20 protein-coding genes are annotated in these 22,748 nt (G+C 71.5%); 12 read left to right on the forward strand and 8 right to left on the reverse strand.

Annotation, left to right across the window (positions count from 1 at the left end; genetic code table 11):
* The first annotated feature begins 157 nt into the window (after positions 1 to 157).
* Entirely contained in the window at positions 158 to 1,711 is a 1,554-nt protein-coding gene (locus G567_RS31995; RefSeq protein ID WP_147200916.1) for a helix-turn-helix domain-containing protein, read from the forward strand.
* 88 nt (positions 1,712 to 1,799) lie between these two features.
* Here the strand turns inward: G567_RS31995 and G567_RS28185 are convergent, their stop codons facing one another.
* Positions 1,800 to 2,363, reverse strand: coding sequence for a helix-turn-helix domain-containing protein (locus G567_RS28185; RefSeq protein WP_051232786.1), 564 nt, complete (start codon positions 2,361 to 2,363; stop codon positions 1,800 to 1,802).
* A gap of 68 nt (positions 2,364 to 2,431) precedes the next feature.
* Here G567_RS28185 and G567_RS0111185 point away from each other — a divergent pair, with 68 nt between their 5' ends.
* Together G567_RS0111185 and G567_RS0111190 are read left to right on the forward strand one after the other, a co-directional pair.
* The gene (locus G567_RS0111185) at positions 2,432 to 2,782 is read left to right on the forward strand and encodes a hypothetical protein (RefSeq protein ID WP_028930060.1); all 351 of its coding nucleotides are present in this window, start codon (positions 2,432 to 2,434) and stop codon (positions 2,780 to 2,782) included.
* Positions 2,779 to 3,753: an alpha/beta hydrolase gene (locus G567_RS0111190; RefSeq protein ID WP_245585629.1), complete on the forward strand. Its 975-nt coding sequence runs from the start codon at positions 2,779 to 2,781 to the stop codon at positions 3,751 to 3,753. Before G567_RS0111185 ends, G567_RS0111190 begins: the two co-directional genes overlap by 4 nt.
* Before the next feature lie 56 nt (positions 3,754 to 3,809).
* Here G567_RS0111190 and G567_RS0111195 read toward each other — a convergent pair whose 3' ends face one another.
* On the reverse strand, positions 3,810 to 5,264 hold the full coding sequence (locus G567_RS0111195; RefSeq protein ID WP_028930062.1) for a glutamate synthase subunit beta: 1,455 nt from the start codon (positions 5,262 to 5,264) through the stop codon (positions 3,810 to 3,812).
* On the reverse strand, positions 5,257 to 9,822 hold the full coding sequence (gene gltB / locus G567_RS0111200; RefSeq protein WP_245585630.1) for a glutamate synthase large subunit: 4,566 nt from the start codon (positions 9,820 to 9,822) through the stop codon (positions 5,257 to 5,259). The genes G567_RS0111195 and gltB overlap by 8 nt, the downstream gene beginning before the upstream one ends.
* A gap of 432 nt (positions 9,823 to 10,254) precedes the next feature.
* On the opposite strand from gltB, the gene G567_RS0111205 reads away from it, so the two are divergent.
* Positions 10,255 to 11,001: a (2Fe-2S)-binding protein gene (locus G567_RS0111205; RefSeq protein WP_028930064.1), complete on the forward strand. Its 747-nt coding sequence runs from the start codon at positions 10,255 to 10,257 to the stop codon at positions 10,999 to 11,001.
* On the opposite strand, the gene G567_RS0111210 is transcribed toward G567_RS0111205, so the two are convergent.
* Genes G567_RS0111210 through G567_RS0111220 form a run of 3 tightly spaced genes read right to left on the reverse strand, consistent with a single transcriptional unit; the run spans position 10,979 to position 12,514 of the window.
* Complete coding sequence (locus tag G567_RS0111210; RefSeq protein WP_028930065.1) at positions 10,979 to 11,260, reverse strand: Asp23/Gls24 family envelope stress response protein; 282 nt, start codon at positions 11,258 to 11,260, stop codon at positions 10,979 to 10,981. The two genes, G567_RS0111205 and G567_RS0111210, sit on opposite strands and share 23 nt — an antisense overlap.
* A 13-nt stretch (positions 11,261 to 11,273) precedes the next feature.
* Positions 11,274 to 11,861 (reverse strand): Asp23/Gls24 family envelope stress response protein, encoded by a 588-nt coding sequence (locus G567_RS0111215; protein ID WP_051232788.1) that lies wholly within the window; start codon positions 11,859 to 11,861, stop codon positions 11,274 to 11,276.
* On the reverse strand, positions 11,852 to 12,514 hold the full coding sequence (locus tag G567_RS0111220; protein ID WP_211223898.1) for an RNA polymerase sigma factor: 663 nt from the start codon (positions 12,512 to 12,514) through the stop codon (positions 11,852 to 11,854). Before G567_RS0111220 ends, G567_RS0111215 begins: the two co-directional genes overlap by 10 nt.
* A 132-nt stretch (positions 12,515 to 12,646) precedes the next feature.
* On the opposite strand from G567_RS0111220, the gene G567_RS28190 reads away from it, so the two are divergent.
* From G567_RS28190 to clpX, 5 genes are all read left to right on the forward strand, one after another.
* Positions 12,647 to 13,018, forward strand: a complete 372-nt coding sequence (locus tag G567_RS28190) for a hypothetical protein (RefSeq protein WP_051232789.1) — start codon at positions 12,647 to 12,649, stop codon at positions 13,016 to 13,018.
* A gap of 93 nt (positions 13,019 to 13,111) precedes the next feature.
* Positions 13,112 to 14,515 carry a trigger factor gene (tig, locus tag G567_RS0111230; protein ID WP_028930068.1) on the forward strand — a complete coding sequence of 468 codons (1,404 nt, stop codon included), beginning with the start codon at positions 13,112 to 13,114 and terminating at the stop codon, positions 14,513 to 14,515.
* 226 nt (positions 14,516 to 14,741) lie between these two features.
* Positions 14,742 to 15,344, forward strand: coding sequence for a ClpP family protease (locus tag G567_RS28195; RefSeq protein WP_051232834.1), 603 nt, complete (start codon positions 14,742 to 14,744; stop codon positions 15,342 to 15,344).
* Entirely contained in the window at positions 15,341 to 15,970 is a 630-nt protein-coding gene (locus G567_RS0111240) for an ATP-dependent Clp protease proteolytic subunit (RefSeq protein WP_028930069.1), read from the forward strand. Before G567_RS28195 ends, G567_RS0111240 begins: the two co-directional genes overlap by 4 nt.
* A 128-nt stretch (positions 15,971 to 16,098) precedes the next feature.
* Positions 16,099 to 17,379 carry an ATP-dependent Clp protease ATP-binding subunit ClpX gene (clpX, locus tag G567_RS0111245; protein WP_028930070.1) on the forward strand — a complete coding sequence of 427 codons (1,281 nt, stop codon included), beginning with the start codon at positions 16,099 to 16,101 and terminating at the stop codon, positions 17,377 to 17,379.
* A 64-nt stretch (positions 17,380 to 17,443) separates the two neighbouring features.
* Here clpX and G567_RS0111250 read toward each other — a convergent pair whose 3' ends face one another.
* On the reverse strand, positions 17,444 to 18,655 hold the full coding sequence (locus tag G567_RS0111250) for a CaiB/BaiF CoA transferase family protein (RefSeq protein ID WP_028930071.1): 1,212 nt from the start codon (positions 18,653 to 18,655) through the stop codon (positions 17,444 to 17,446).
* 89 nt (positions 18,656 to 18,744) lie between these two features.
* Here G567_RS0111250 and G567_RS28200 point away from each other — a divergent pair, with 89 nt between their 5' ends.
* Positions 18,745 to 19,032, forward strand: a complete 288-nt coding sequence (locus tag G567_RS28200) for a DUF6457 domain-containing protein (RefSeq protein WP_037056832.1) — start codon at positions 18,745 to 18,747, stop codon at positions 19,030 to 19,032.
* Between the two features lie 13 nt (positions 19,033 to 19,045).
* On the opposite strand, the gene G567_RS34155 is transcribed toward G567_RS28200, so the two are convergent.
* A complete protein-coding gene (locus G567_RS34155) occupies positions 19,046 to 19,231 on the reverse strand; it encodes a pyridoxamine 5'-phosphate oxidase family protein (protein ID WP_028930072.1) in 186 nt (61 codons plus the stop codon).
* A gap of 32 nt (positions 19,232 to 19,263) precedes the next feature.
* On the opposite strand from G567_RS34155, the gene G567_RS0111265 reads away from it, so the two are divergent.
* Together G567_RS0111265 and G567_RS0111270 are read left to right on the forward strand one after the other, a co-directional pair.
* Complete coding sequence (locus G567_RS0111265) at positions 19,264 to 19,914, forward strand: hypothetical protein (RefSeq protein WP_084796057.1); 651 nt, start codon at positions 19,264 to 19,266, stop codon at positions 19,912 to 19,914.
* 104 nt (positions 19,915 to 20,018) lie between these two features.
* Positions 20,019 to 22,652: a valine--tRNA ligase gene (locus G567_RS0111270; protein ID WP_028930074.1), complete on the forward strand. Its 2,634-nt coding sequence runs from the start codon at positions 20,019 to 20,021 to the stop codon at positions 22,650 to 22,652.
* The last annotated feature ends 96 nt before the right edge of the window (positions 22,653 to 22,748 follow it).

The following is a 22,748-nucleotide window of genomic DNA, read 5'->3' on the forward strand; positions in this document are numbered from 1 at the left end:
ATGCGCCGACCGATGGCCGCTTCGGCGCACCAGGACGGGAGGGCCCTCGGACATGTCTGCGCACACCGCGGTCCGTGAACGTCAGGCGCATCGACCACCGGCCGTGCGCGCGGACACAGACCGTCGCGCCGGTATGGCCGAACATGGGGGCGCGACGATGAGCCGACCGGGGGGCGCGGTGATGGACATGCCGACGACAACAGCCCAGATGCACGGGGTTCACGACGATGTGACGGCCGAACCCGTCGACCTGGGTGTCGAGCGGCTCTGGCGGGACGGCGCGGTCCTCGAGGCCATCAACGCCGCGGACCAGGTCCTCTCCGGCGGCGCCGACATAGACTGCCGCGCGGCGGGTGTGGCCGCCGCGGCCGCCGCGGCCGATGGCGCCCTGCGCGACGCAGCCGTTCGCTGGCGCGGCGTCGCGGCCGCGCTCCCGGACAGCCGGGGGGCCTGGGCCCGTGGTCGGGCCGCGCTCGCGACCGCGCTCGCCGGTGACCTGGAGGCCGCCGCCGCCGACCTCATCGCCGCGCGCGACGCGCTGCCCGATCCGGCGCCCCGCGGGCTCACCGTGCTGCTCGACGGTGTCGACGCCACGGTGGAGGCCCAGCGCGGCGACCCGGCCATGGCCGCGCGCCGCCTCGCCGGGCTGGCGGCGGCGACGGTGCCCGCTGACCCACTGACCGTCGAACGCTGGGACGAGCTCGCCGTCACCATCCTCGCCGCCGCGGGCGACGACCGCACGGCGCGCGCGATGCTCGCCGCGCACGACCACCACCGGCCGTCGACCCCGCGACACCGGCTGCTCACCGCTTGGCTCGACCTGCGGGCGGGGCGGCTGGCCGAGGCCCGCAGGGGGCTGGCGGCCGCGGCCGAGACACAGGTCCTGCGGCGCAACGCCGTCCTGGCGGCCGCCGTCAGCGTCGGGTTGGTCCGGCGCTGCGGCGACGAGGCCGCGCTGGCCGCGACGTGGCATCGTGTTGCGCCGGTGGTGGTGGGGGCCGATGTGGAGCCGCTCCTGCTCGACATCTGGGGCGAGCTCGCGGCCGCGGCCGCGCAGGTATCACCCCCGGACGGCGACACCCTCACCGATGCGATGGCGGCGGCGGTTGCCAGGGCCGGCGCCCCGGCGTGGGGTGTCGCGACCGAGCAATGGTGGCGGCTGCAGCGGGCCGTCGCCGTCGGTGACCGGGCCACGGTCTCGTCGGCTGCGGAGCAGCTCGAGGTGCTGCTCGGCCCCGGCTCCGACCCCCGATCCAACTCTGTGGCGGCGATGGCCGCAGCGGCCTGGACCTGGACCGCGGTGCTGGCCGGAGACGTCGACGCTACTGCGGTGTCCGCCGTGGCTCGCGGGCTCGCCGAGGCCGGGCGGCCGCGGGAGGCGGCGGCGCTCTGCCGTGCCGCGGCCGAGCGGGCCACCGAGCCCGCCGTCGCCCGAGAGCTGCTCGCGCGGTCCCGCGGGCTGGCCGGCACGTCGTCGGGCGAGGACCGGGAACCCGCCGGAGGACTGTCCGAGCGGGAGCGCGAGGTGGGCGCTCTCGTGCTCGACGGACTCACCCAGAAGCAGATCGGTGCACGGCTGTTCATCTCGCCGAAAACGGTGGAACAGCATGTCGCGCGGCTGCGCCAGAAGCTGGGGGCGGCCAACCGCGCGCAGCTCGTCGCCGCGCTGCGGTCCCGGCTGTCGGCCGGCTCGGTCGGCGTGGTCAGCTGATCGTCTCCGTCTCCGCGACGGCGTTCTCGAGGCACCCGCAGCCACCATGCTGCGACCGGGTTGTCGCTGTATGCCAGCTGCGGCGGGGTCAGCCGGCTGCGCCGTCGGCCGGATCGTCGCCGGGTGGTCCCCCGGCCGGCATCAGCACCGTGGACAGCAGGCGCCTGACCCGGCCCGGGACGGGCGGGTTGTGCAGACGGGCGGCGACGGCCGTGCGCACCTCGGCGAGCAGCGCGTCCAGCTCGGCGTCGGTGAGCCACAGCGCCGCCTGCCGGTAGCCCACCCCGTCCTGTCGCGGGTCGACGTCGTCGCGGTCGAGGTAGCGGTCGAAGTCGGCGAGCAGACCGGCGACGAACGCGGTGAAGGCCCGCCGGTGGTCGGCCGGGGTCATGGCTGCGAGCGCGTCGTCGTCGACCTCGGCCGAGCCGTGGGGTAACCGGTAGGTCCGTTCCACCGCCCCCCGGACTCGCTGCTCCGCGACGACCGTCAGCACGCCGGCCTCGGCGAGCAGGGCCACGTGCCGGTAGAGCGTCGCCGGCGCGATATCGGGCAGGTCGCCGCGCAGATCGGACGTGGTCCGATCGCGGCCGTCGAGCAGGGCCCTCAGGATGCGCAGCCGCACCGGGTGGAGCAGCAGATCCGCCGTCGCCATCACATCACCTCGCCAAAATGCTCTCACAAATGATACTTTTCTCAAAGTAGAGAATTATGGGAGGAAGCATGGCGGTACTGCGAAGGGACGGCCAGGACCTCGTTCTGGAGCTCACCGTCGGTGAGAAGGTCTGGGGCCTGCACGGCGACGTACGGGTGCCGATGTCCGCGGTCCGGCGGGTCACGGTCGCCGACAAACCGCTGGCGGCCGTGCGGGGGTTGCGCGCGCCCGGTCTCGCCGTGCCGGGCCGGACGAAGATCGGCACCTGGCGCCGCCGCGGCGGGAAGTCGTTCGCCGTCGTGCGTTCCGGACGTCCGGCCGTGCGGGTCGCGCTGGCCGGCGCGCCGTTCGAGGAGCTGCTGGTCAGCGTCGACGAGCCGGAGCGGGTGGCGCGCGAGCTGCGCGGAGGACGTCGATGAACACGATCGACACCGCGGGCGTGCGCGAGGTGCTGATGGACGCGCACACTCCCGACGGGGTGGCGCTCGCCGGCACGCTGACCCTGCCCCCGGGCGAGGGCCCGCACCCGGCCGCCCTGTTGCTGCCCGGTTCCGGCCCGGTCGACCGCAACTCCGACGCCGGCCGGATGAAGCTGGCCCTCGGCGGCGAGCTCGCCCGGATGCTCGCCGAGCGCGGGGTGGCGTTGTTCCGTTACGACCGGCGCGGGGTCGGCGCCACGCCCGGCGACTGGAGGGCCGCGGGCTTCGCGCAGAACCGCGAGGACGCCGCGGCGGCCATGGCGGCGCTGCGCGCCCGGCCGGAGGCGCGGACCGATGCGGTGGCGGTGATCGGCCACAGCGAGGGTGCGCTGCACGCCGCGGCGCTCGGGGCGCGCGGCGGGCCCGCGACGGTCGTGCTGCTGGCCTGCCCGGCCCGGCCCGGGGAGGAGGTACTGCTGTGGCAGGCCCGGATGATCGGCGACGACCTGCCGCGGCCGGTGGCGCTACTGCTGAAGCTGCTGCGCACCGACATCCACAAACAACAGGCGGCCACGATCGCCCGGATCAAGGCCACGACGACGGACGTCGCCCGGGTTCGTGGGGCGCGGGTCAACGCCCGCTGGATGCGGGAGTTTCTTGTCCACGACCCGCGGGCCGACCTCGCCGCGATCACCGTTCCCGTGCTGGCGATCACGGGGGACAAGGATCTCCAATCCGACCCGGACGACCTCGAGGTCATCGCGCGGCTGGTGCCAGGGCCGGTCCAGGTGCGCCGGGTCCCCGACCTCACCCACCTGCTGCGCCGTGACCCGCGGCCGGCGAGCCTGCGCACCTACCGCTCGCAGCTGCGTAGCCCGGTCGATCCGGAGCTGCTCGGGGCGGTGGCCGGTTGGGTGGCCGACCATCTGGCCGAGCGGCAGGTCCATCGGGTCGACCAGGACCCGGCATGATCATCCGTTGGGCGGCGTCCTGCCCCCAACGGATGATCTGTGTTGGCTCGTCCCGGTCAGGCGATCTGCCGATCCGTCGGGTTGATCGGGCGGGGCAGCACGTCGCGGCCGGTCAGGTACCGGTCGACGCCCGCGGCGGCGGCCCGGCCCTCCGCGATCGCCCACACGATCAGTGACTGCCCCCGGCCCATGTCGCCGGCCACGAACACCCCGTCGACACTGGTCATGTAGTGCTCGTCGCGCGCGACGTTGCCGCGCTCGTCGAGCTCCACGCCCAGGTCGGCGAGCAGCTTGCCCTTCTCCGGGCCGACGAAGCCCATCGCCAGCAGCACCAGGTCGGCCGGGATCTCCCGCCCGGTGCCCGCGACGGGGGCGAACCTGCCGTCCGCACCCCTGGAGACCTCGACCAGCCGCAGCGCCTTGACCGCGCCGGTGTCGTCGTCGACGAACTCGGTGGTGTTGACCGAGTACATCCGCTCGCCGCCCTCCTCGTGCGCCGAGGAGACCCGGTAGATCATCGGGTAGGTCGGCCACGGCATGGCCTCGGTGCGGCGCTGCGGCGGCGTGGACATGATCTCCAGCTGGGTCACCGACGCGGCACCCTGGCGGTGCGCGGTGCCCAGGCAGTCGGCCCCGGTGTCCCCGCCGCCGATGATCACCACATGCTTGCCCTCAGCGGTGATCGCCGGTGCGTCGATATCACCCTGCTGCACGTGGTTCGCCAGCGGCAGGTACTCCATCGCCTGGTGGACGCCGTCGAGCTCGCGGCCGGGCACCGGGAGGTCACGCCATGCGGTGGCCCCGCCGGCGAGCACCACGGCGTCGAAGTCGTCGCGCAGCTGTTCGACGCTCACGTCGGTGCCGACGTCGACCGAGGCGCGGAACAGCGTGCCCTCGTCCCGCATCTGGACCAGGCGCCGGTCGAGCCGGGCCTTCTCCATCTTGAACTCGGGGATGCCGTAGCGCAGCAACCCACCGATCCGGTCGGCCCGCTCGAAGACCACGACCTCGTGCCCGGCCCTGGTGAGTTGCTGGGCCGCGGCCAGCCCCGCGGGCCCGGAGCCGATGACGGCGACCTTCCTGCCCGTCTTGACCTCGGGCGGCTGCGGGGTCACCCAGCCCTCGTCCCAGGCCCGGTCGACGATCTCGAGCTCGACCTGCTTGATCGTGACGGCGTCGCTGTTGATCGCCAGCACGCAGGCGGCCTCGCACGGGGCGGGACACAGCGTCCCGGTGAACTCCGGGAAGTTGTTCGTGGCGTGCAGCCGCTCGATGGCCTCGCGCCAGTCGCGCCGGTAGACGAGGTCGTTCCACTCCGGGATCAGGTTGCTGAGCGGGCAGCCCTGATGGCAGAACGGGATGCCGCAGTTCATGCAGCGCCCGGCCTGGGCCTCCAGGTGGTCGTGCGGGAAATCCTCGTAGACCTCGCGCCAGTCCATCAGGCGCAGATCGACCGGACGGCGTTTCGGAGCTTCCCGGGGGGTGGTGAGAAATCCCTTCGGGTCACCCATGTGCCGCCTCCATGATCGCCTCGTTGATGTCCCGGCCGTCCTTCTCGGCCTGCGCGCGGGCGTTCAGCACCCGCTTGAAATCCTTCGGCATCACCTTGCCGAAGCGCTCGACGGCGACGTCCCAGTCCGTCAGCAGCGCGTGTGCCACGGCGGAACCGGTCTCCGCGTGGTGCCGTTCGACCGTCGTGCGCAGGAACTCGCGGTCGTCGTCGTCGAGCGGGTCGAGGTCCACCATCTCGGTGTTGACCCGGCCGCGGGGCAGGTCGAGCACGTATGCGGTACCGCCGGACATACCGGCCGCGAAGTTGCGCCCGATCCTGCCGAGGACGACGACGCGGCCGCCGGTCATGTACTCGCAACCGTGGTCGCCGAGCCCCTCGACGACGGCCAGCGCCCCGGAGTTGCGCACACAGAAGCGTTCCCCGACGACGCCGCGGATGAACGCCTCACCCGAGGTTGCCCCATAGAGGATCACGTTGCCGGCGATGATGTTCTCCTCGGCCGCGAACGGTGCCGCCGGGTCCGGCCGCAGCGTGAGCCGCCCGCCCGACAACCCCTTGCCGAAGTAGTCGTTCGTGTCCCCGACCAGGCGCAGGGTGATGCCTCGCGGTACGAAGGCGCCGAAGGACTGCCCCGCCGAGCCGGTGAGTGTGACGTCGATGGTGTCGTCGGGTAGCCCCTCGCCGCCCCACCGCTTGGTCAGCTCGTAGCCGAGCATGGTGCCGACAGTGCGGTTGACGTTGCGCACCGGTAGGTCGAGCCGGACCCGGTCGCCCTCGGCGAGCGCGCCCTCGGCGAGCTGGATCATGGTGTTGTCCAGCGCCTTCTCCAGGCCGTGGTCCTGGGACCTGGTGCGGTGCCGGGGGGTGCCGGGGGGCAGCTGCGGGGTGTGGAAGATCGGGCGCAGGTCCAGCCCCTCGGTCTTCCAATGCGCCACCGCGGCGTCGGTGTCGAGCAGCTCCGCGTGCCCGACCGCCTCCGCCAGCGTCCGGAAACCGAGCTGGGCCAGGTACTCCCGGACCTCCTGGGCCACGAACCGCATGAAGTTGACGACGTACTCGGGCCGCCCGTCGAACCGCTTGCGCAGCTCGGGGTTCTGGGTGGCGACGCCGACCGGGCAGGTGTCGAGATGGCAGACGCGCATCATGATGCAGCCCGACACCACCAGCGGCGCGGTCGCGAAGCCGAACTCCTCGGCGCCGAGCAGTGCCGCGATGACGACGTCGCGCCCGGTCTTGAGCTGGCCGTCGGCCTGCACCACGATCCGGTCGCGCAATCCGTTGGCCAGCAACGTCTGCTGCGTCTCGGCCAGACCGAGCTCCCACGGCCCGCCCGCGTGCTTGATCGAGCTCAGCGGCGAGGCGCCGGTGCCGCCGTCATGCCCGGAGATGAGCACGACGTCGGAGTGCGCCTTCGCCACGCCCGCCGCGACCGTGCCGACGCCGACCTGGCTGACCAGCTTGACGTGCACGCGCGCGGCCGGGTTGGCGTTCTTCAGGTCGTGGATGAGCTGCTTGATGTCCTCGATCGAGTAGATGTCGTGGTGCGGCGGCGGCGAGATCAGCCCGACGCCCGGCGTGGAGTACCGGGTCTTGGCGATCCACGGGTAGACCTTGCTGCCCGGCAGCTGCCCACCCTCGCCGGGCTTGGCGCCCTGCGCGATCTTGATCTGCAGGTCGTCGGCGTTGACCAGGTACTCGCTGGTCACCCCGAAGCGGCCGGAGGCGACCTGCTTGACGGCGCTGCGCCGCGAGTCCCCGTTGGGGTCCGGGGTGAACCGCTCGGAGTTCTCTCCGCCCTCACCGGTGTTCGACTTGCCGCCGAGCCGGTTCATCGCGATCGCCAGGGTTTCGTGCATCTCCTGGGAGATCGAGCCGTAGGAGATGGCGCCGGTGGCGAACCGCTTCACGATCGACTCGACCGGCTCGACCTCGTCGATCGGGACCGGTGGGCGCACCTCGTCGCGGAACCGGAACAGCCCGCGCAGCGTCATCAGCCGCTGCGCCTGGTGGTCGACGGCGCGGGTGTACTCCTTGAAGATCTCGTAGCGGCCCGACCGCGTCGAATGCTGCAGCTTGAACACGGTGTGCGGGTTGAACAGGTGCAGTTCGCCCTCGCGGCGCCACTGGTACTCGCCGCCCGTCTCCAGGGCGCGGTGGCTGGGTCGCATCCCGTCCGCCGGGAACGCCTTGCGGTGCCGGCACAGCACCTCCTCGGCGAGCACGTCGAAGCCGACGCCGCCGAGCCGGGAGGTGGTGCCGGTGAAGCAGGAGTCGATGACCTCCTGGCCCAGCCCGATCGCCTCGAAGATCTGAGCGCCGGTGTACGACGCCACCGTCGAGACACCCATCTTGGACATGGTCTTGCGCACGCCCTTGCCCAGCGCCTTGATCAGGTTCTTGGCGGCGGTCCGGGCGTCGACGCCGGGGATGTCGCCGCGCTCGGCGAGATCCTCGACGGTAGCCATGGCGAGGAACGGGTTGACCGCGGCCGCGCCGTAGCCGATCAGCAGCGCGATGTGGTGCACCTCGCGGGCGTCGCCGGACTCGACGATGAGCCCGACGCGGGTCCGGGTCCGCTCCCGCACCAGGTGCTGATGCACGGCCCCGGTCAGCAGCAGCGACGGGATCGGCGCGTGCGCCGCGTCGACCTCGCGCTGGGACAGCACGATCAGCCGGGCGCCGTCCGCGATCGCCCGCGAGACCTCGGCCTTGATCTCGGCGAGCCTGCGGACCAGCCCGGCGCCGCCCTCGGCGACCGCGAACACGCCGCGCACGACGTGCGAGGCGAAGCCGGGGAACTCGCCGTCGTCGTTGACGTGGATGATCCGGGCGAGGTCGTCGTTGCCGAGCACCGGGAACGGCACCATCAGCCGCCGGCAGTTCGCCGGGCCGGGCGAGAGCAGGTTCTGCTCCGGGCCCAGCTGGCTCTGCAGCGAGGTGACCAGCTCCTCCCGGATCGCGTCCAGGGGCGGGTTGGTGACCTGGGCGAACAGCTGGGTGAAGTAGTCGTAGAGCTGCCGTGGGCGCTGCGAGATCGCCGCCAGCGGCGCGTCGTTACCCATCGACCCGATCGGCTCGGCACCGCATGCGGCCATCGGGCGGAGCAGGACGTTGAGCTCCTCCTCGGTGTATCCGAACGACTGCTGACGGTGCACCAGCGCGGAGTGCGCGATCGGCTCGCGGGCCCGCGGGGGCAGCTCTTCGAGCCGGACCAGACCCGCGTGCAGCCAGTCGGCGTACGGATGCGCGGCGGCGAGCTCACCCTTGATCTCGTCGTCATCGACGATCTTGCCGGCCGCGGTGTCGACGAGGAACATCCGGCCCGGTTCGAGCCTGCCCTTGCGCACCACCGTGACCGGGTCGATGTCCAGGACACCCACCTCGGAGGCCAGCACGACCAGCCCGTCCTCGGTGACCCAGTACCGGGCCGGGCGCAGCCCGTTGCGGTCCAGCACGGCGCCGATGACGGTGCCGTCGGTGAACGCGACGAGCGCCGGGCCGTCCCACGGCTCGATCAGGGTGGAGTGGTACTCGTAGAACGCCCGCCGCGCCGGGTCCATCTCGGCGTGGTTCTCCCACGCCTCGGGGATCATCATCAGCACCGCGTGCGGCAGGCTGCGCCCGCCCAGATGCAGCAGCTCCAGCACCTCGTCGAAGGTCGCCGAGTCGCTGGCGTCCGGGGTGACGACCGGGGTGAGCCGCGCCAGATCGCCCGGCAGTACGTCGGAGGCGAGCAGCGCCTCGCGGGCGGCCATCCAGTTCCGGTTGCCACGCAGGGTGTTGATCTCACCGTTGTGCGCGACGTAGCGATAGGGGTGGGCCAGCGGCCACGCCGGGAACGTGTTCGTGGAGAACCGGGAGTGCACCAGGGCCAGCGCCGTGGTCACCCGCTCGTCGGACAGGTCCGGGTAGAAGGCCTCCACCTGGGGCTCGGCGAGCATGCCCTTGTAGACGATGGTCCGCGGGGAGAGGCTGGCGAAGTACACCCCGGTGGTGTGTTCGGCCCGCTTGCGCAGGCAGAAGGTGCGCCGCTCCAGCTCGATCCCGGTCGGCGGGTTCTCCTGCTCGGCGCCTGCCAGGAACAGCTGGCGGAAGCTCGGCATCGCGGCGAGCGAGGTGGGGCCGAGGTCGGCCTCGTCCGGGTCGATGGGCAGCTCACGCCAGCCCAGCACCCGGAGTCCCTCCTCGGCGGCCAGCGCGTTGATCTTCTCCACCGCGACGTCGGCATCGGCGCGTTCGGTGGGCAGGAACGCGATACCGGCCGCGTACGCCCCCACCGGGGGCAGCTCGAAGTCGACGACCTCGCGGAAGAAGGCGTCGGGGGTCTGGATCAGGATTCCCGCGCCGTCACCGGTGTTGGCCTCCGCGCCCCGCGCCCCCCGGTGTTCCAGGCGCAGCAGCGCCGTCAGCGCTTTGCGGACGATGCCGTGGTCGCGCCGGCCCGCAAGGTCGGCGACCATCGCGACGCCGCAGGCGTCGTGTTCATGGTCGCGGGCGTAGAGGCCTTCGGTGGGACTTTTCATCACACCCCACGGGGTGCGGGCCTGGTCGCTCATCGCAGCCAACGGCTCCTCCTGTCGTCTCGGTGCACCCCGACGATCGACGCATCGGGACGACGACGTGTACACATGGCGGTCCGAGCCGGGATCCGATGCTCCTCGTAAGGGTCCGGGGGCTCGTCCGGTCGGTGCTGCCCGGAGCGGTGTGCCGCTCCGGTTGGTATTTCGGACGCACGATGTTCGGCCGACGCGATCCAAAACGTCAGCCTGCGCATCGCACAGCGCGACCGCACGCAGCGCCGGGAGCGGTCAACCAAGCTAAAGAGTCGCACGCCGCGCGGGGAATGCGCCAGTGACGAGGCGAGTGACCGCGATGACTACAGTGTGATCAGCGTCAACCCCGCCGATTCAACGTATTTCGACCATTTCGTCGCATTGATCCGATCCGCTATAACACCCGACCGAGGGCTTTCTGGAGAGACTATCCGGGTGATAGCAGCAGTGGATGTCCGAGCGGCGCTCGCCGACGTGGCCGGGTTCGGCTCCTTCTTCGAGGTGATCACCCACCCCGCCGAACGGGCGGACCCGACCTGGCGCCCCATGGCCGACCTGTATGCCGATCCCGAACCGCTGCGCGCCCGGATCGCGCACGTGCGGCGGATGCTCGACGGGGCCGACGACCGGATCGCGGCCTCCATCGCGTTTCAGGGGCTGGCCGCGCGGGTGCTCTCCGCGCCGCTCGCCGTCGTCGTCGTGCACGGGGTGCTGCCCCTGCTCACGGCGCGCTCCCTGCACTGGCGGGTGTCGGTGACCGGGCCATGGCCGCTGTGGGTCGCCGACCCCGCGGCCGGGCCGCTGCCCGACGAGCCGGCCGCGACGGCCGAGGCGTTCACCGCGCTGGTGGTCGAGGAGCATCTGGCTCCGCTGGTCGCGGCGGTGCGCGCGCAGGTGCCCATCTCCGAGCGGCTGCTGTGGGGCAACGCGGCCTCGAGCGTGGCGGCCGGGAAGCGGCTCATCGGCAGCGCCCGGCCCGGCGCGGCGGTGCGCGCCGCCCGGATCACCGACCGGGTACTCCAGCGCGGCCCGTTCGCCGGGTCGGGGGAGCGGCTGCCGCCCAGCCCGCCCGATGTCGAATGGACGTTCCGGCGCCGCTCCTGCTGTCTCTACTACCGGCTGCCGGGCGGGGGCATCTGCGGCGACTGCGTGCTCGGGGCTAGTCGAGCAGCACGTCGGTGATGGTGACGCGGACCCGGACGTCGAGCCCGGTGTAGCGGGTCAGTGCGCCGCCGACCGCCCGCTGAACCGCCACCGCGACATCCCGGCAGTTGTAGCCCAGCCGGGTGACAATCGCGAGTGCCACCTCCGCGGATCCGCCCTCGACCCGCGCGGTGGCGCCCGCGGGATGCAGCCCGGCGACCCCGGGCACCTGCCGGGCGTGCCGCGCGGCCAGCCGGGCCAGCAGCCGTTCGCCGACGTGGTACCGGACCTCGGTCACCGCAGGACTCCGGTCACCGCACGACTCCGGGCTCCGGCACGTCGAACACGTCGACGACCTCGATATCCATTCGGCGCACCGACAGCCCGAGCACCTGCTCGCCCGCGGCGATGACCAGCCGGCGCAGCCGCGCCGCCACCGCGACCAGATCCGTCCCGAACCGCGCGGTCACCGTCATCGCCACGTGCACCGCGCCCGGCTCGGGCTGCCCGATGCGGCAGCTGCGAGCCCGCACCCCGTCCATCCCGTCCACGACATGACGCAGCACCGCGGCGGCCGCGACCCGGCTCAGCGAGGCGGGTCCGTGCGGTGACTGCAGTGTCAGCTCGTCGCGCCCGGACCGCTCGATCAGCACCGCCCCGACCACCCGTTGGAGCAGCGACGGCGGCGGCACCATCGGCTCGATCGCCATCGGGCGCACCAGGCGGAGGAGGCCGCGGGCGTCCGCAACCGCCGTCGTGCAGTGCGGGCAGCCGAGCTCGTGGGCGTCCAGCCGGCCGGCCGCGGCGTGGTCCCATACCCGCGCGGCATCGCGTCCGCAGGGCAGCGGCTCGACCGGGCGCCCGGTGGGCTCGACCTCCGGCTTCGGGGTCACCGCCATGGCCGCATCACCTCCGCCAACCGGGTTCGCGCCCGGTGGATCCGTCCGCGCACCGCCTGCTCGCCCGCCCCGGTGATCTGGGCGATCTCGGCGTACCCGAGGCCCTCCAGCTCGCGCAGTATGAAGCAGACCCGCTGCTGCGTGGGCAGGTCCGCGAGCGCCGCCCGCAGCGCCACGAGGCCCGCGTCGAGCTCGGCGGCGTCCTCCGGGGAGGGGCGTCGCGCGGGCATCGGGACGATCCCGGTCCCGGCCTCGGCCACCTCGACCATCTCGGCCATCTCGGCCACCGGCAGCGCGGGCCCGCGCCTGCGCAGCAGTCCCAGACACCGGTTCGTCACGATCCGGTACATCCAGGTCGAGAAGCTGGCCTCGCCCCGGAACCGGCCGATCCGCCGCCACGCGTCCAGCAGGGCGTCCTGCAGCGCGTCCTCGGCATCGTCCCGGTTGTCCAGCACCCGGACCGCCAGCCGGTAGAGCGCCGCCTGATGGCGCCGCGCGAGGACCTCGAAGGCACGGAGATCCCCCTCCTGGGCCCGCACGACGAGCGTCGGTTCGTCGAGGTCCCGGCCGCCGGTCCGGCCCGCTCGCGGTGCGGTCGGGACGCCAGGGGGCAGATCGTGATCGTCAGCGTGTCCCGTCGTCGTCGCCGTCACCGCTCACCCCGCCGGCGCGCCGACGGGAACGAGGCCGTGCACCCCGGGAACGATCGGCCCGCGCCGGCGAGCATAGTCGCGGCGGGGCTCGCGTACCGGGCGAAACCGGTGCGGCCCCCGTACCCTGGGCGCGTGCCGGACCCAGCGGCCCCCGTCATCGACCCCGCCGACGCGGTGGCCGCCGCCGTGCTCGGCCACCCGACCGTCGCGTGTCTCGATGGGGGTCCGTTCGGCGCCATCGTCTCCTATCTTCCGGTGCGCCGCCGCGTGCTCGGGGTCCAGGTGGCTGCGCGGTCGGCGCGGGTCGGGGTGGTCGTCCGGCCCGGCGTCGCGCTGCCCCGGCTGTCCGAGGAGATCGGTGCGCTGGTTCGCGGTGTGCTCGGCCCGGTCTCTGTCGAGATCACGTTCTGCGATATCGCCGAGGAGATTCCCACCGGTACGGGCGGCGCGGCGGCGCCGGACACGCAGCGGGCGGCTGATGGCGACCATGCCGGTCTCGCCTAGACTCGCGCGAACCGGTGACGCCGTCTGATCGCTCCGGGCGATCGGCCCGACCCGCCATCTCTTACCGAGTCCGCCAGTCCGAGGAGTACCACCGTGAAGAGCACCGTCGAGCACCTCAGCCCGACGCGCGTCCGGATCAACGTCGAGGTGCCGTTCGACGAGCTCAAGCCCAACTTCGACCGCGCGTACAAGAAGATCGCCCAGCAGGTCCGCATCCCCGGTTTCCGCCCCGGCAAGGCTCCCGCGCGCATCCTCGAAGCCCGGCTGGGTCGTGGCGTCGTCCTCGACGAGGTCGTGAACGAGGCCATCCCGGCCAAGTACGGCGAGGCCGTCACCGCGTCGGAGGAGGTCAAACCGATCGGGCGCCCGGAGATCGAGCTCACCGAGCTCGCCGACGGCGACAAGCTCGCCTTCACCGCCGAGGTCGACGTCCGGCCCGAGATCACCCTCCCTGACCTGGCGAGTCTCACGGTGTCCGTCGACGACGTCGAGGTCACCGACGAGCAGGTCACCGAGCAGCTCGACCAGCTGCGGAGCCGCTTCGGCACGCTCTCGGGCGTGGAGCGGCCCGCGGCGAAGGACGACTTCGTCCAGATCGATCTGTCCGCCAGCGTCGACGGCACACCCGTCGAGGAGGCGACGACCACCGGCTTCTCCTACCAGGTGGGGCAGGGTGGTCTGATCGAGGGCATCGACGAGGCCATCACCGGCCTGTCCGCCGGCGAGTCGAAGACGTTCACCTCGAAGCTGGTCGCCGGTGAGCACGCCGACCGCGACGCCGAGGTGACCGTCACGGTCACCTCGGTCAAGGAGCGCAACCTGCCCGACGCCGACGACGAGTTCGCCCAGCTGGCCAGTGAGTTCGACACGCTCGACGAGCTCACCGCCGACTTGCGGGAGCGGCTCGGCCGGATGCGCCGGATGGAGCAGGTCGCGCAGGCCCGCGACAAGGTCCTCGAGGCCATCGTCGAGACCACCGAGGTGCCGCTGCCCGAAAGCATCGTCACCGAGGAGGTCGAGTCCCGGCTGCACGACGCCGTGCACGCCTTCGACCACGACGAGGACAAGTTCGCCGAGTTCCTCACCGGGCAGGGGCGCAGCCGCGAGGAGTTCGACGCCGAGGCGCGCGCCGAGGCCGAGAAGTCGGTCAAGACGCGGCTGGTCCTCGACGCGCTGGCCGAGGCGAAGGAGGTCTCGGTCAACGACCAGGAGCTCACCGAGCGCATCATCTTCCAGGCCCAGCAGTACGGGATGGCGCCGGAGGAGTTCGTCCAGCGCATCCAGCAGGCCGGTCAGCTCGGCGCGATCTACTCCGACGTGCGGCGCACGAAGGCCCTCATCGCGGCCGTGCGGGCGGCGACGGTCACCGACGGCTCGGGCAACGTCGTCGACATCGCCGAGCTGTTCGGCCCCGAGGACGAGTCGGCCGAGGCCGGCGAGACCGGCGAGGCCGGCGAGACCACCGAGGCCGAGAAGCCGGCGTCGAGCAGCGCCTGAGGCATCGCATGCGCGGTGCCCGCTGCGCCGACAGCGAACAACCGCGCTGGTCTCAGCCGCCGGGGCCCGAGTCCGCGTAGGGTCGGGTGCACAGATCGCGAAGTCCCCGGGTCCGGCTGGACCTCCAACGATTTCCACGCGAGCGAGCAGAAGGCAGAATGAAGTGACGCAGCAGGACATCGGCCCGCGCAGCGCGGACCGTCGCGCCGATTTCCATCGGGTGGAGATGCGTTCCGCGCCGCCGAGCATGACGCTGTCCGACTCGGTGTATGAACGGCTGCTCCAGCAACGGATCATCGTGCTCGGCCAGCAGGTCGACGACGAGATCGCCAACCGGATCGCGGCACAGATGCTGCTGCTGTCGGCAGAGGACCCGACCGCGGACATCTCGCTGTACATCAATTCGCCGGGTGGATCGGTGAACGCCGGGATGGCCATCTACGACACGATGGAGTTCATCGAGTGCGATGTGGCCACCTTCGCGATGGGGCTGGCCGCCTCGATGGGCCAGTTCCTGCTCTCGGCAGGGGCCCGTGGCAAGCGGTACGCGCTCCCGCACTGCCAGATCCTCATGCACCAGCCGTCGGCGGGCGTCGGCGGCACCGAGTCCGACATCGCCATCCAGGCGGAACTGTTCCGGCGGCACAAGCGCGAGATGGCGGAGCTGATCGCGGGGCACACCGGCCAGACGGTCGAGAAGATCATGACCGACTTCGACCGCGACCGGTGGTTCACCGCGCAGGAGGCCCTCGAGTACGGCTTCGTCGACCATGTGATCTCCCGCGCAGGTCAGCTTCCCGACGCGAACCAGAACGGGAGTGCTCGATGAGCAACTACCAGATGCCGCAGTCGCGGTACGTGCTGCCGTCGTTCGTCGAGCGCACCAGCTACGGGGTCAAGGAGTCCAACCCGTACAACAAGCTCTTCGAGGAGCGGATCATCTTCCTCGGGGTGCAGATCGACGACGCGTCGGCCAACGACGTCATGGCGCAACTGCTGTGCCTGGAGTCGGCGGACCCCGACCGCGAGATCAGCATGTACATCAACTCGCCCGGCGGCTCGTTCACGTCGCTGATGGCGATCTACGACACGATGCAGTTCATCCGCCCCGACATCCAGACGGTCTGCCTCGGGCAGGCCGCGTCGGCCGCGGCCGTGCTGCTCGCCGCGGGAACGCCGGGGCGCCGGCTCGCGGTGCCGAACGCCCGGATCCTGATCCATCAGCCGGCCACCCAGGGCGTCTACGGTCAGGTGTCCGACCTGGAGATCCAGGCGGCGGAGATCACCCGGATGCGCCGGTTGCTCGAGATCACGCTGGCCAAGCACAGCGGGCGCACGCCGGAGCAGGTGCACGACGACATCGAGCGGGACAAGATTCTCACGGCCGAGGAGGCCAAGGAGTACGGGATCATCGACGAGATCATCCAGAGCCGGAAGCTGTCCGTGGTCGGCTAGCTGGCCGACCGCCTGCCGACCCGTTCCTGATTCGGGGCCTACGTGCTCCCATCGGAGCGGGTTCGGCAGGTACCGTCACGAACACGGGCGCGTCGCCGGGCGCGCCGGAGGGACTGGGGTCTGCACTCATGGCACGCATCGGTGACGGCGGTGACCTGCTCAAGTGCTCGTTCTGCGGGAAAAGTCAGAAGCAGGTCAAGAAACTGATTGCCGGCCCTGGCGTCTACATCTGCGACGAGTGCATCGATCTCTGCAATGAGATCATCGAGGAAGAGCTTGCCGAGGCAGGCGAGGTCAAGCTCGACGAGTTGCCCAAGCCCGCCGAGATCCACGACTTCCTCGACCAGTACGTCGTGGGCCAGTCGCCGACGAAGCGAACGCTCTCGGTCGCGGTCTACAACCATTACAAGCGGATCCAGGCCGGCGACAAGGGTCGCGGCGACGGCGGCGACGGCGTCGAGCTCACCAAGTCCAACATCCTCATGCTGGGTCCCACCGGGTGCGGCAAGACCTACTTGGCGCAGACCCTGGCCAAACTGCTCAACGTTCCGTTTGCCATCGCCGACGCCACCGCGCTCACCGAGGCCGGGTATGTCGGCGAAGATGTCGAGAACATCCTGCTCAAGCTCATCCAGGCCGCCGACTACGACGTGAAGCGGGCCGAAACCGGGATCATCTACATCGACGAGGTCGACAAGATCGCCCGGAAGTCGGAGAACCCGTCGATCACCCGCGATGTCTCCGGCGAAGGCGTCCAGCAGGCGCTGCTGAAGATCCTGGAGGGCACCACGGCGAGCGTCCCGCCGCAGGGTGGGCGCAAGCATCCGCACCAGGAGTTCATCCAGATCGACACGACGAACGTGTTGTTCATCGTGGCGGGTGCATTCGCCGGGCTGGAGAAGATCATCGGTGACCGGGTGGGCCGGCGGGGGCTGGGCTTCGGTGCCGAGATCCGCTCGAAGGGCGACCTGAACGCGGCCGAGAGCTTCGCCGAGACCATGCCGGAGGACTTGATCAAGTTCGGTCTCATCCCCGAGTTCATCGGTCGGCTGCCCGTGGTGGCCTCGGTGACCTCGCTGGACAAGGACGCACTCGTCAAGATCCTCACCGAACCGCGCAACGCGCTGGTGAAGCAGTACCAGAAGCTGTTCGAGATGGACGGTGTGGAACTGGAGTTCACCGACGACGCGCTGGAGGCGGTGGCCGACCAGGCCATCCTGCGCGGCACCGGCGCCCGCGGCCTACGGGCGATCATGGAGGAGGTGCTGCAGCCGGTCATGTACGACATCCCGAGCCGCGACGACGTCGCCAAGGTTGTCGTGACCGAGCAGACCGTCCGGGAGAACGTCAACCCCACGATCGTGCCGCGTACCCCTTCGCGCCGGGAGCGGCGCGAGCGCTCGGCCTGAGCCCCGCCCCGACTCCAGCGCGTTATGGCTCCATAACGCGGATGGTGCCCAGTTGCGGACGACGTTACGGCTCCATGACGCGAACGGGGCGGGGGACGATGTGCCGGGTCAGGGTGGCGATCTCGTCCGGGGAACAGCCGAGCTCGGCGAGAACCTCGCCGGTGTGGGCGCCCAGCGCGGGCACGGCGTGTTCCCGCGGCGCGCCCCAGGCCGAGGAGTCGACGGGGGGCACCAGCATCGGGATGTCGGCGCCGCCGGGCACCGGAACCGGCCGCCAGCGGTTGCGCGCCACCAGTTGCGGGTGCTCGGGCAGTTCGGCGACGTGTCCGACGCTCGACCATGCGATATCGGCCTCGTCGAGCAGGACCCCGAGCTCCGCGGCGGTGAGCACACCGAACCGGCGGTGCAGCTCGGCGTGCAGTTCCGGGCGGTTGCGGACCCGACCGGCGACGGTGGCGAAGCGCGGGTCGGTGGCGAGCCCGGGATCGTCGAGCACGACGGCACACAGCCGGGCCCACTCCCGCTCGTTCTGCACGGCCAGATGGACCGCGGCGCCGTCCCCGCAGGTGAACGGCCCGTACGGGGCGATGGAGGGATGGTGGCCGCCGGTGCGCGCCGGCGGAGCGCCGGTCCCGAGGGCGTACAGCATCGGCTGGTGCATCCACTCGGCGAGCGCCTCGAGCAGGCTGATGCGCAGGGTCGCGCCCGCGCCGGTCCGCTGCCGGTGCAGCAGCGCGGCGAGCACGGCCGAGTGCACCTGCACTCCCGCGGCGATATCGGCGACGGAGATGCCGGCGCGCGCGGTGACGGCACCGTCGCCGGTCAGCTCCAGCAGCCCGGCCTCGGACTGGATCAGCGCGTCGTAGGCCTTGCGTCCCGACGACGGGCCGCCGTCGCCGTAGCCGGTGAGCTCGCAGGTGATGAGCTCCGGGCGGCGCGCCCGCAGCGTGTCGCCGTCGAGTCCGAGCCGCGCCGTCGCCCCGGGGCCGAGATTGGCCAGCACGACGTCGGCCCGGTCGGCGAGCTGCTGAGCGGCGGCCAGCCCACCGGGGTCCTTGAGGTCGAGCACGACCGAGCGCTTGCCGCGGTTGATCCAGGCGAAATAGGAGGAGACCTCGCCACAGGCGGTGTCGTAGGCGCGGGCGAAGTCGCCACCTGGTCGTTCGACCTTGATCACGTCGGCGCCGAGGTCGGCGAGCAGCCGGGTGGCGTAGGGGACCGATACGGCGTGTTCGAAGGAGACGACGGTGATGCCGTCGAGGGGTCGGGCGGACACGCCCCATCGTAAGGTGAAGCACCTCGCCTCCGTTTTCGGTCGGCGCGCGCAGGGCTTAGGTTGCGGCTGTGAGCGACGAATCGAAAGCGATGTCCGAGTGGGTTCTGGCCGTCTCCCGTGAGCTCGGCCTGGAGGAGGCCGTGGAGAGTGATGCCACGGTCGACATGGTGTTGGACCTCACCTCCGACGTGGCACACGGCGTGAGCCGCCCAGCCGCACCGGTGACCGCGTTCCTCATCGGCCTCGCCGCCGGGCGTGCGGCCGATCCGGCGGTCGCGGCGCGCGACTTCGCTCAGAAGATCGGCGATCTCGCCGACGGCTGGGGGAGCGACGCCGAGCGCGGCAGCGCGGCACACGACCAGCAGGCGCGCGGCTGAGCACCGTCCCGCGTCAGCCGGTGACATCCAGGTCCGCGATGACCTTGGTGGGGCGCAACCGGACCAGCAGCTCGCCGTCCTCGACGACGAACCAGACGGGCGTCACCAGCGGCTGTCCGTTGCCGGCGACGTAGCCGAGCTTGCCGGTCCGGGTACCCGCGGAGAGGGAGGCGGCGAGCTCGTCGGTCCGTTGCCCCATGCGGTGCACGATAGGACGCGGTCGGGGGTCGGATGCGCACGATATGCGGGCTCGCCGGGCCGGTTCGCCTGCTGGTCCCTCGTGGCTTCGCCGAGCGCCGGATCGGCACCGTGGTGCCCCGGGGCCATCGGTTGCTCGACGACGCCGTGGGCGACCAGTATCGCGACGGTGTCCGGCTCGACCAGGTCGACGGCACCACCTGCGGCAGCGCCGTGCTGGTGGCGCTGGCCGCCTGGGCCGATCCGGCCGAGGCGAAGCGGTTGGCGCGCAGCGGGTTCGACGAGCGGCAGCGGCAGGTACACCGGGAGACCAACCGGTTGTGGCCCCGTGCCCTGGGCACGACGCCGTGGGGGATGGTGCGCTGGCTGCACGACCATGCGCCCGACGCCGGCCGCTACGAGGTCCGGCTCGTCGACGACACCTCGGCGGCCGATGTGGCCGACCTGACCAGGGCCGTGACCGCCGCGCTGGCCGTGGACCGCCCCGTTCCACTGCTCGTCGGATCGCTGGTGCCGCGGCACTACGTGCTGGCGTTGGCCGGGAGCGACCGGGTCTGGCGGGTGTACGAGCCGTCGAGTGGTTCGGTGCGGGCCCTCCACGTGGAGCTGGTCCGGCGGCGCAGGCTCGTCCCGGTCGTCGGTTTCGACCGGCTGCACGCCGCGCTGCTCCCGGCCGGACCATGATCATCGATTCGGTGCCCCGAGCCGCGATTGGTGCAGCTCAAGCCTCCCAACCGATGATCATGGGGTCCCGGAATCCGAGGGCACCCGGCTCGTAGACTTGCGGGGTGACCGAAACCCTCCCATCGCGCACGTCCGACCTGCCCGCCAAGTGGATCCCTGGCGAGGTAGAGGCCGGCCTGTACCAGCGGTGGGTGGATCGCGGCTATTTCGAGGCCGATCCCGCGTCCGGCAAGCCCCCGTTCTGCATCGTCATCCCGCCGCCGAACGTCACGGGCAGCCTGCACCTCGGCCACGCGATGGACCACACGCTGATCGACATCCTGACCCGGCGCCGCCGGATGCAGGGCTACGACGCGCTGTGGCTGCCGGGCATGGACCACGCGGGCATCGCGACCCAGAACGTCGTCGAACGCCAGCTCGCCGTCGACGGCAAGACGCGCCACGACTTCGGCCGCGAGCTGTTCGTCGACAAGGTGTGGGACTGGAAGCGCGAGTCGGGCGGGGCGATCCTCGGCCAGATGCGCCGCCTCGGCGACGGGGTCGACTGGACCCGGGAGCGGTTCACCCTCGACGAGGGCCTTTCCCGAGCCGTCCAGACGATCTTCAAGCGGCTCTTCGACGACGACCTGATCCACCGCGCCGAGCGGATCATCAACTGGTGCCCGCGCTGCCACACCGCGCTGTCGGACATCGAGGTGGATCACCACGAGGACGAGGGCGAGCTGGTCTCCATCCGCTACGGCGACGGGGATGACGCCGTCGTCGTCGCCACCACGCGGGTCGAGACGATGCTCGGTGATACCGGCGTCGCGGTGCATCCCGACGACGAGCGCTACGCGCATCTGGTCGGCCGCGAGATCGAGCTGCCGATCGTCGGCCGGATGATCCCCGTCGTCGCCGACGAGCACGTCGACCCGAGCTTCGGCACCGGCGCGGTCAAGGTCACCCCGGCGCACGACCCCAACGACTTCGAGATCGGGCGGCGGCACGACCTGCCGATGCCCTCGATCTTCAACGAGGCCGCCGTCGTCATGAACTCCGGCACCCGCTTCGACGGGATGGACCGGTTCGTTGCGCGCGAGGCGGTGCGCGAACAGCTGCGCGCCGAGGGCCGGATCGTCGCCGAGAAGCGCCCCTACCTGCACGCCGTCGGGCACTGCAGCCGCTGCGACACGGTCGTCGAGCCGCGGTTGAGCCTTCAATGGTTCGTGAAGGTGACCCCGCTGGCACGGGCAGCCGGCGACGCCGTCCGCACAGGACGCACGACGATCCACCCGAAGGAGCTGGAGAAGCGCTTCTTCGACTGGGTCGAGAACATGCACGACTGGACGATCAGCCGGCAGCTGTGGTGGGGCCACCGGATTCCCGTCTGGTACGGCCCCGACGGCGAGGTGGTGTGCGTCGGGCCGGACGACGAGCCCCCGACCGGCGCGGGCTGGCATCAGGACGAGGACGTCCTCGACACCTGGTTCTCCTCGGGCCTGTGGCCGATCTCCACGCTGGGCTGGCCGGAGCAGACCGCCGACCTGCAGCGCTACTATCCGACATCGGTGCTGGTCACCGGCTACGACATCCTCTTCTTCTGGGTCGTCCGGATGATGATGTTCGGGCTGTACGCGATGGACGGCCGTCCGCCGTTCGAGCATGTGTTCCTGCACGGGCTGATCCGCGACCAGTTCGGCAAGAAGATGTCGAAGTCGCGCGGCAACACGATCGACCCGCTGGCGCTCATCGATGACTACGGCGCCGACGCGCTCCGGTTCACCATCGCCCGCGGATCCAACCCGGGGGCGGACATGTCGCTGTCCACCGAATGGGTCGCCGGCTCGCGGAACTTCACCACGAAGCTGTGGAACGCCGTCCGGTTCGCGCTGGGGAGCGGGGCCTCCCCGGACCTCCCGGTGCCCCCGGCCGACCGGCTCACCGACGCCGACCGATGGATCCTCGGCCGGCTGCGCGAGGTCCGGGAGCAGACCGACGCGCTGCTGGAGGACTTCCAGTTCGCCAAGGCCACCGAGGCGCTCTACCACTTCACCTGGGACGAGCTGTGCGACTGGTACATCGAGCTGGCCAAGCCGCAGCTGGCCGAGCCGGAGCTGGCCGAGGGCACCCGGGCCGTGCTCGGGCACGCGCTCGACGCGCTGCTGCGGCTGCTGCATCCGATCATCCCGTTCGTCACCGAGGCGCTCTGGACCGGGCTGACCGGCGGTGAGTCCGTCGTCATCACCCCGTGGCCGGTCGATGCGGGCGCCCCGGCCGATGCCGCGGCGACCGCGCGGGTCGAGGCGCTCCAGCGGCTGATCACCGAGCTGCGCCGGTTCCGCACCGAGCAGGGACTGCCCGACCGGCGTTCGGTCGCCGGCCGGCTCGTCGGGCTCGACGACGCCGGTCTGGCCGGGCACGAGCCCGCCATCCGGTTCCTCACCCGGCTCGACGCGCCGTCCGACGGTTTCGCGCCGACCGCGACGGTCGAGGTCGGTCTGCCCGGCAATGGCAGCGTGCACGTCGAGCTGGACCTCTCCGGCGCGATCGACGTCGCCGCCGAACGGGCGCGGCTGGGTCGCGATCTGACCGCGGCGCAGAAGGAGCTCGACCAGGCCGAGAAAAAGCTCGGAAATCCCAAGTTCACGCAGAAGGCGCCCGCGCACGTCGTCGATGGGATCCGGGCCCGCCGGGAGGCGGCGCTCGCCGATATCGAACGGGTCACGGCGCGGCTCGAGACCCTTCCGAGCTCGTGAACTCCTCCGGCGACGGGACCGAGGGCGCGGACGAGGTCCGCGTCCCCAGCAACGGTGACAAGCCCGTCGACGAGGCGGTGATCTCGCACGTCCTCG

The organism is Pseudonocardia asaccharolytica DSM 44247 = NBRC 16224 (genome assembly GCF_000423625.1).
GTDB classification, from domain to species: domain Bacteria; phylum Actinomycetota; class Actinomycetes; order Mycobacteriales; family Pseudonocardiaceae; genus Pseudonocardia; species Pseudonocardia asaccharolytica.

Coding starts and splice junctions, on each gene's coding strand:
- G567_RS0111195 (WP_028930062.1), bottom strand. CDS start 5,264: ATGGGTGACCCGAAGGGATTTCTCACCACCCCCCGGGAAGCTCCGAAA.
- G567_RS0111265 (WP_084796057.1), top strand. CDS start 19,264: ATGCGCACGATATGCGGGCTCGCCGGGCCGGTTCGCCTGCTGGTCCCT.
- G567_RS28195 (WP_051232834.1), top strand. CDS start 14,742: ATGCGTTCCGCGCCGCCGAGCATGACGCTGTCCGACTCGGTGTATGAA.
- G567_RS28185 (WP_051232786.1), bottom strand. CDS start 2,363: ATGGCGACGGCGGATCTGCTGCTCCACCCGGTGCGGCTGCGCATCCTG.
- G567_RS0111215 (WP_051232788.1), bottom strand. CDS start 11,861: ATGGCGGTGACCCCGAAGCCGGAGGTCGAGCCCACCGGGCGCCCGGTC.
- G567_RS0111185 (WP_028930060.1), top strand. CDS start 2,432: ATGGCGGTACTGCGAAGGGACGGCCAGGACCTCGTTCTGGAGCTCACC.
- G567_RS0111240 (WP_028930069.1), top strand. CDS start 15,341: ATGAGCAACTACCAGATGCCGCAGTCGCGGTACGTGCTGCCGTCGTTC.
- G567_RS28200 (WP_037056832.1), top strand. CDS start 18,745: ATGTCCGAGTGGGTTCTGGCCGTCTCCCGTGAGCTCGGCCTGGAGGAG.
- gltB (WP_245585630.1), bottom strand. CDS start 9,822: ATGAGCGACCAGGCCCGCACCCCGTGGGGTGTGATGAAAAGTCCCACC.
- G567_RS31995 (WP_147200916.1), top strand. CDS start 158: ATGAGCCGACCGGGGGGCGCGGTGATGGACATGCCGACGACAACAGCC.
- G567_RS34155 (WP_028930072.1), bottom strand. CDS start 19,231: ATGGGGCAACGGACCGACGAGCTCGCCGCCTCCCTCTCCGCGGGTACC.
- clpX (WP_028930070.1), top strand. CDS start 16,099: ATGGCACGCATCGGTGACGGCGGTGACCTGCTCAAGTGCTCGTTCTGC.
- G567_RS0111190 (WP_245585629.1), top strand. CDS start 2,779: ATGAACACGATCGACACCGCGGGCGTGCGCGAGGTGCTGATGGACGCG.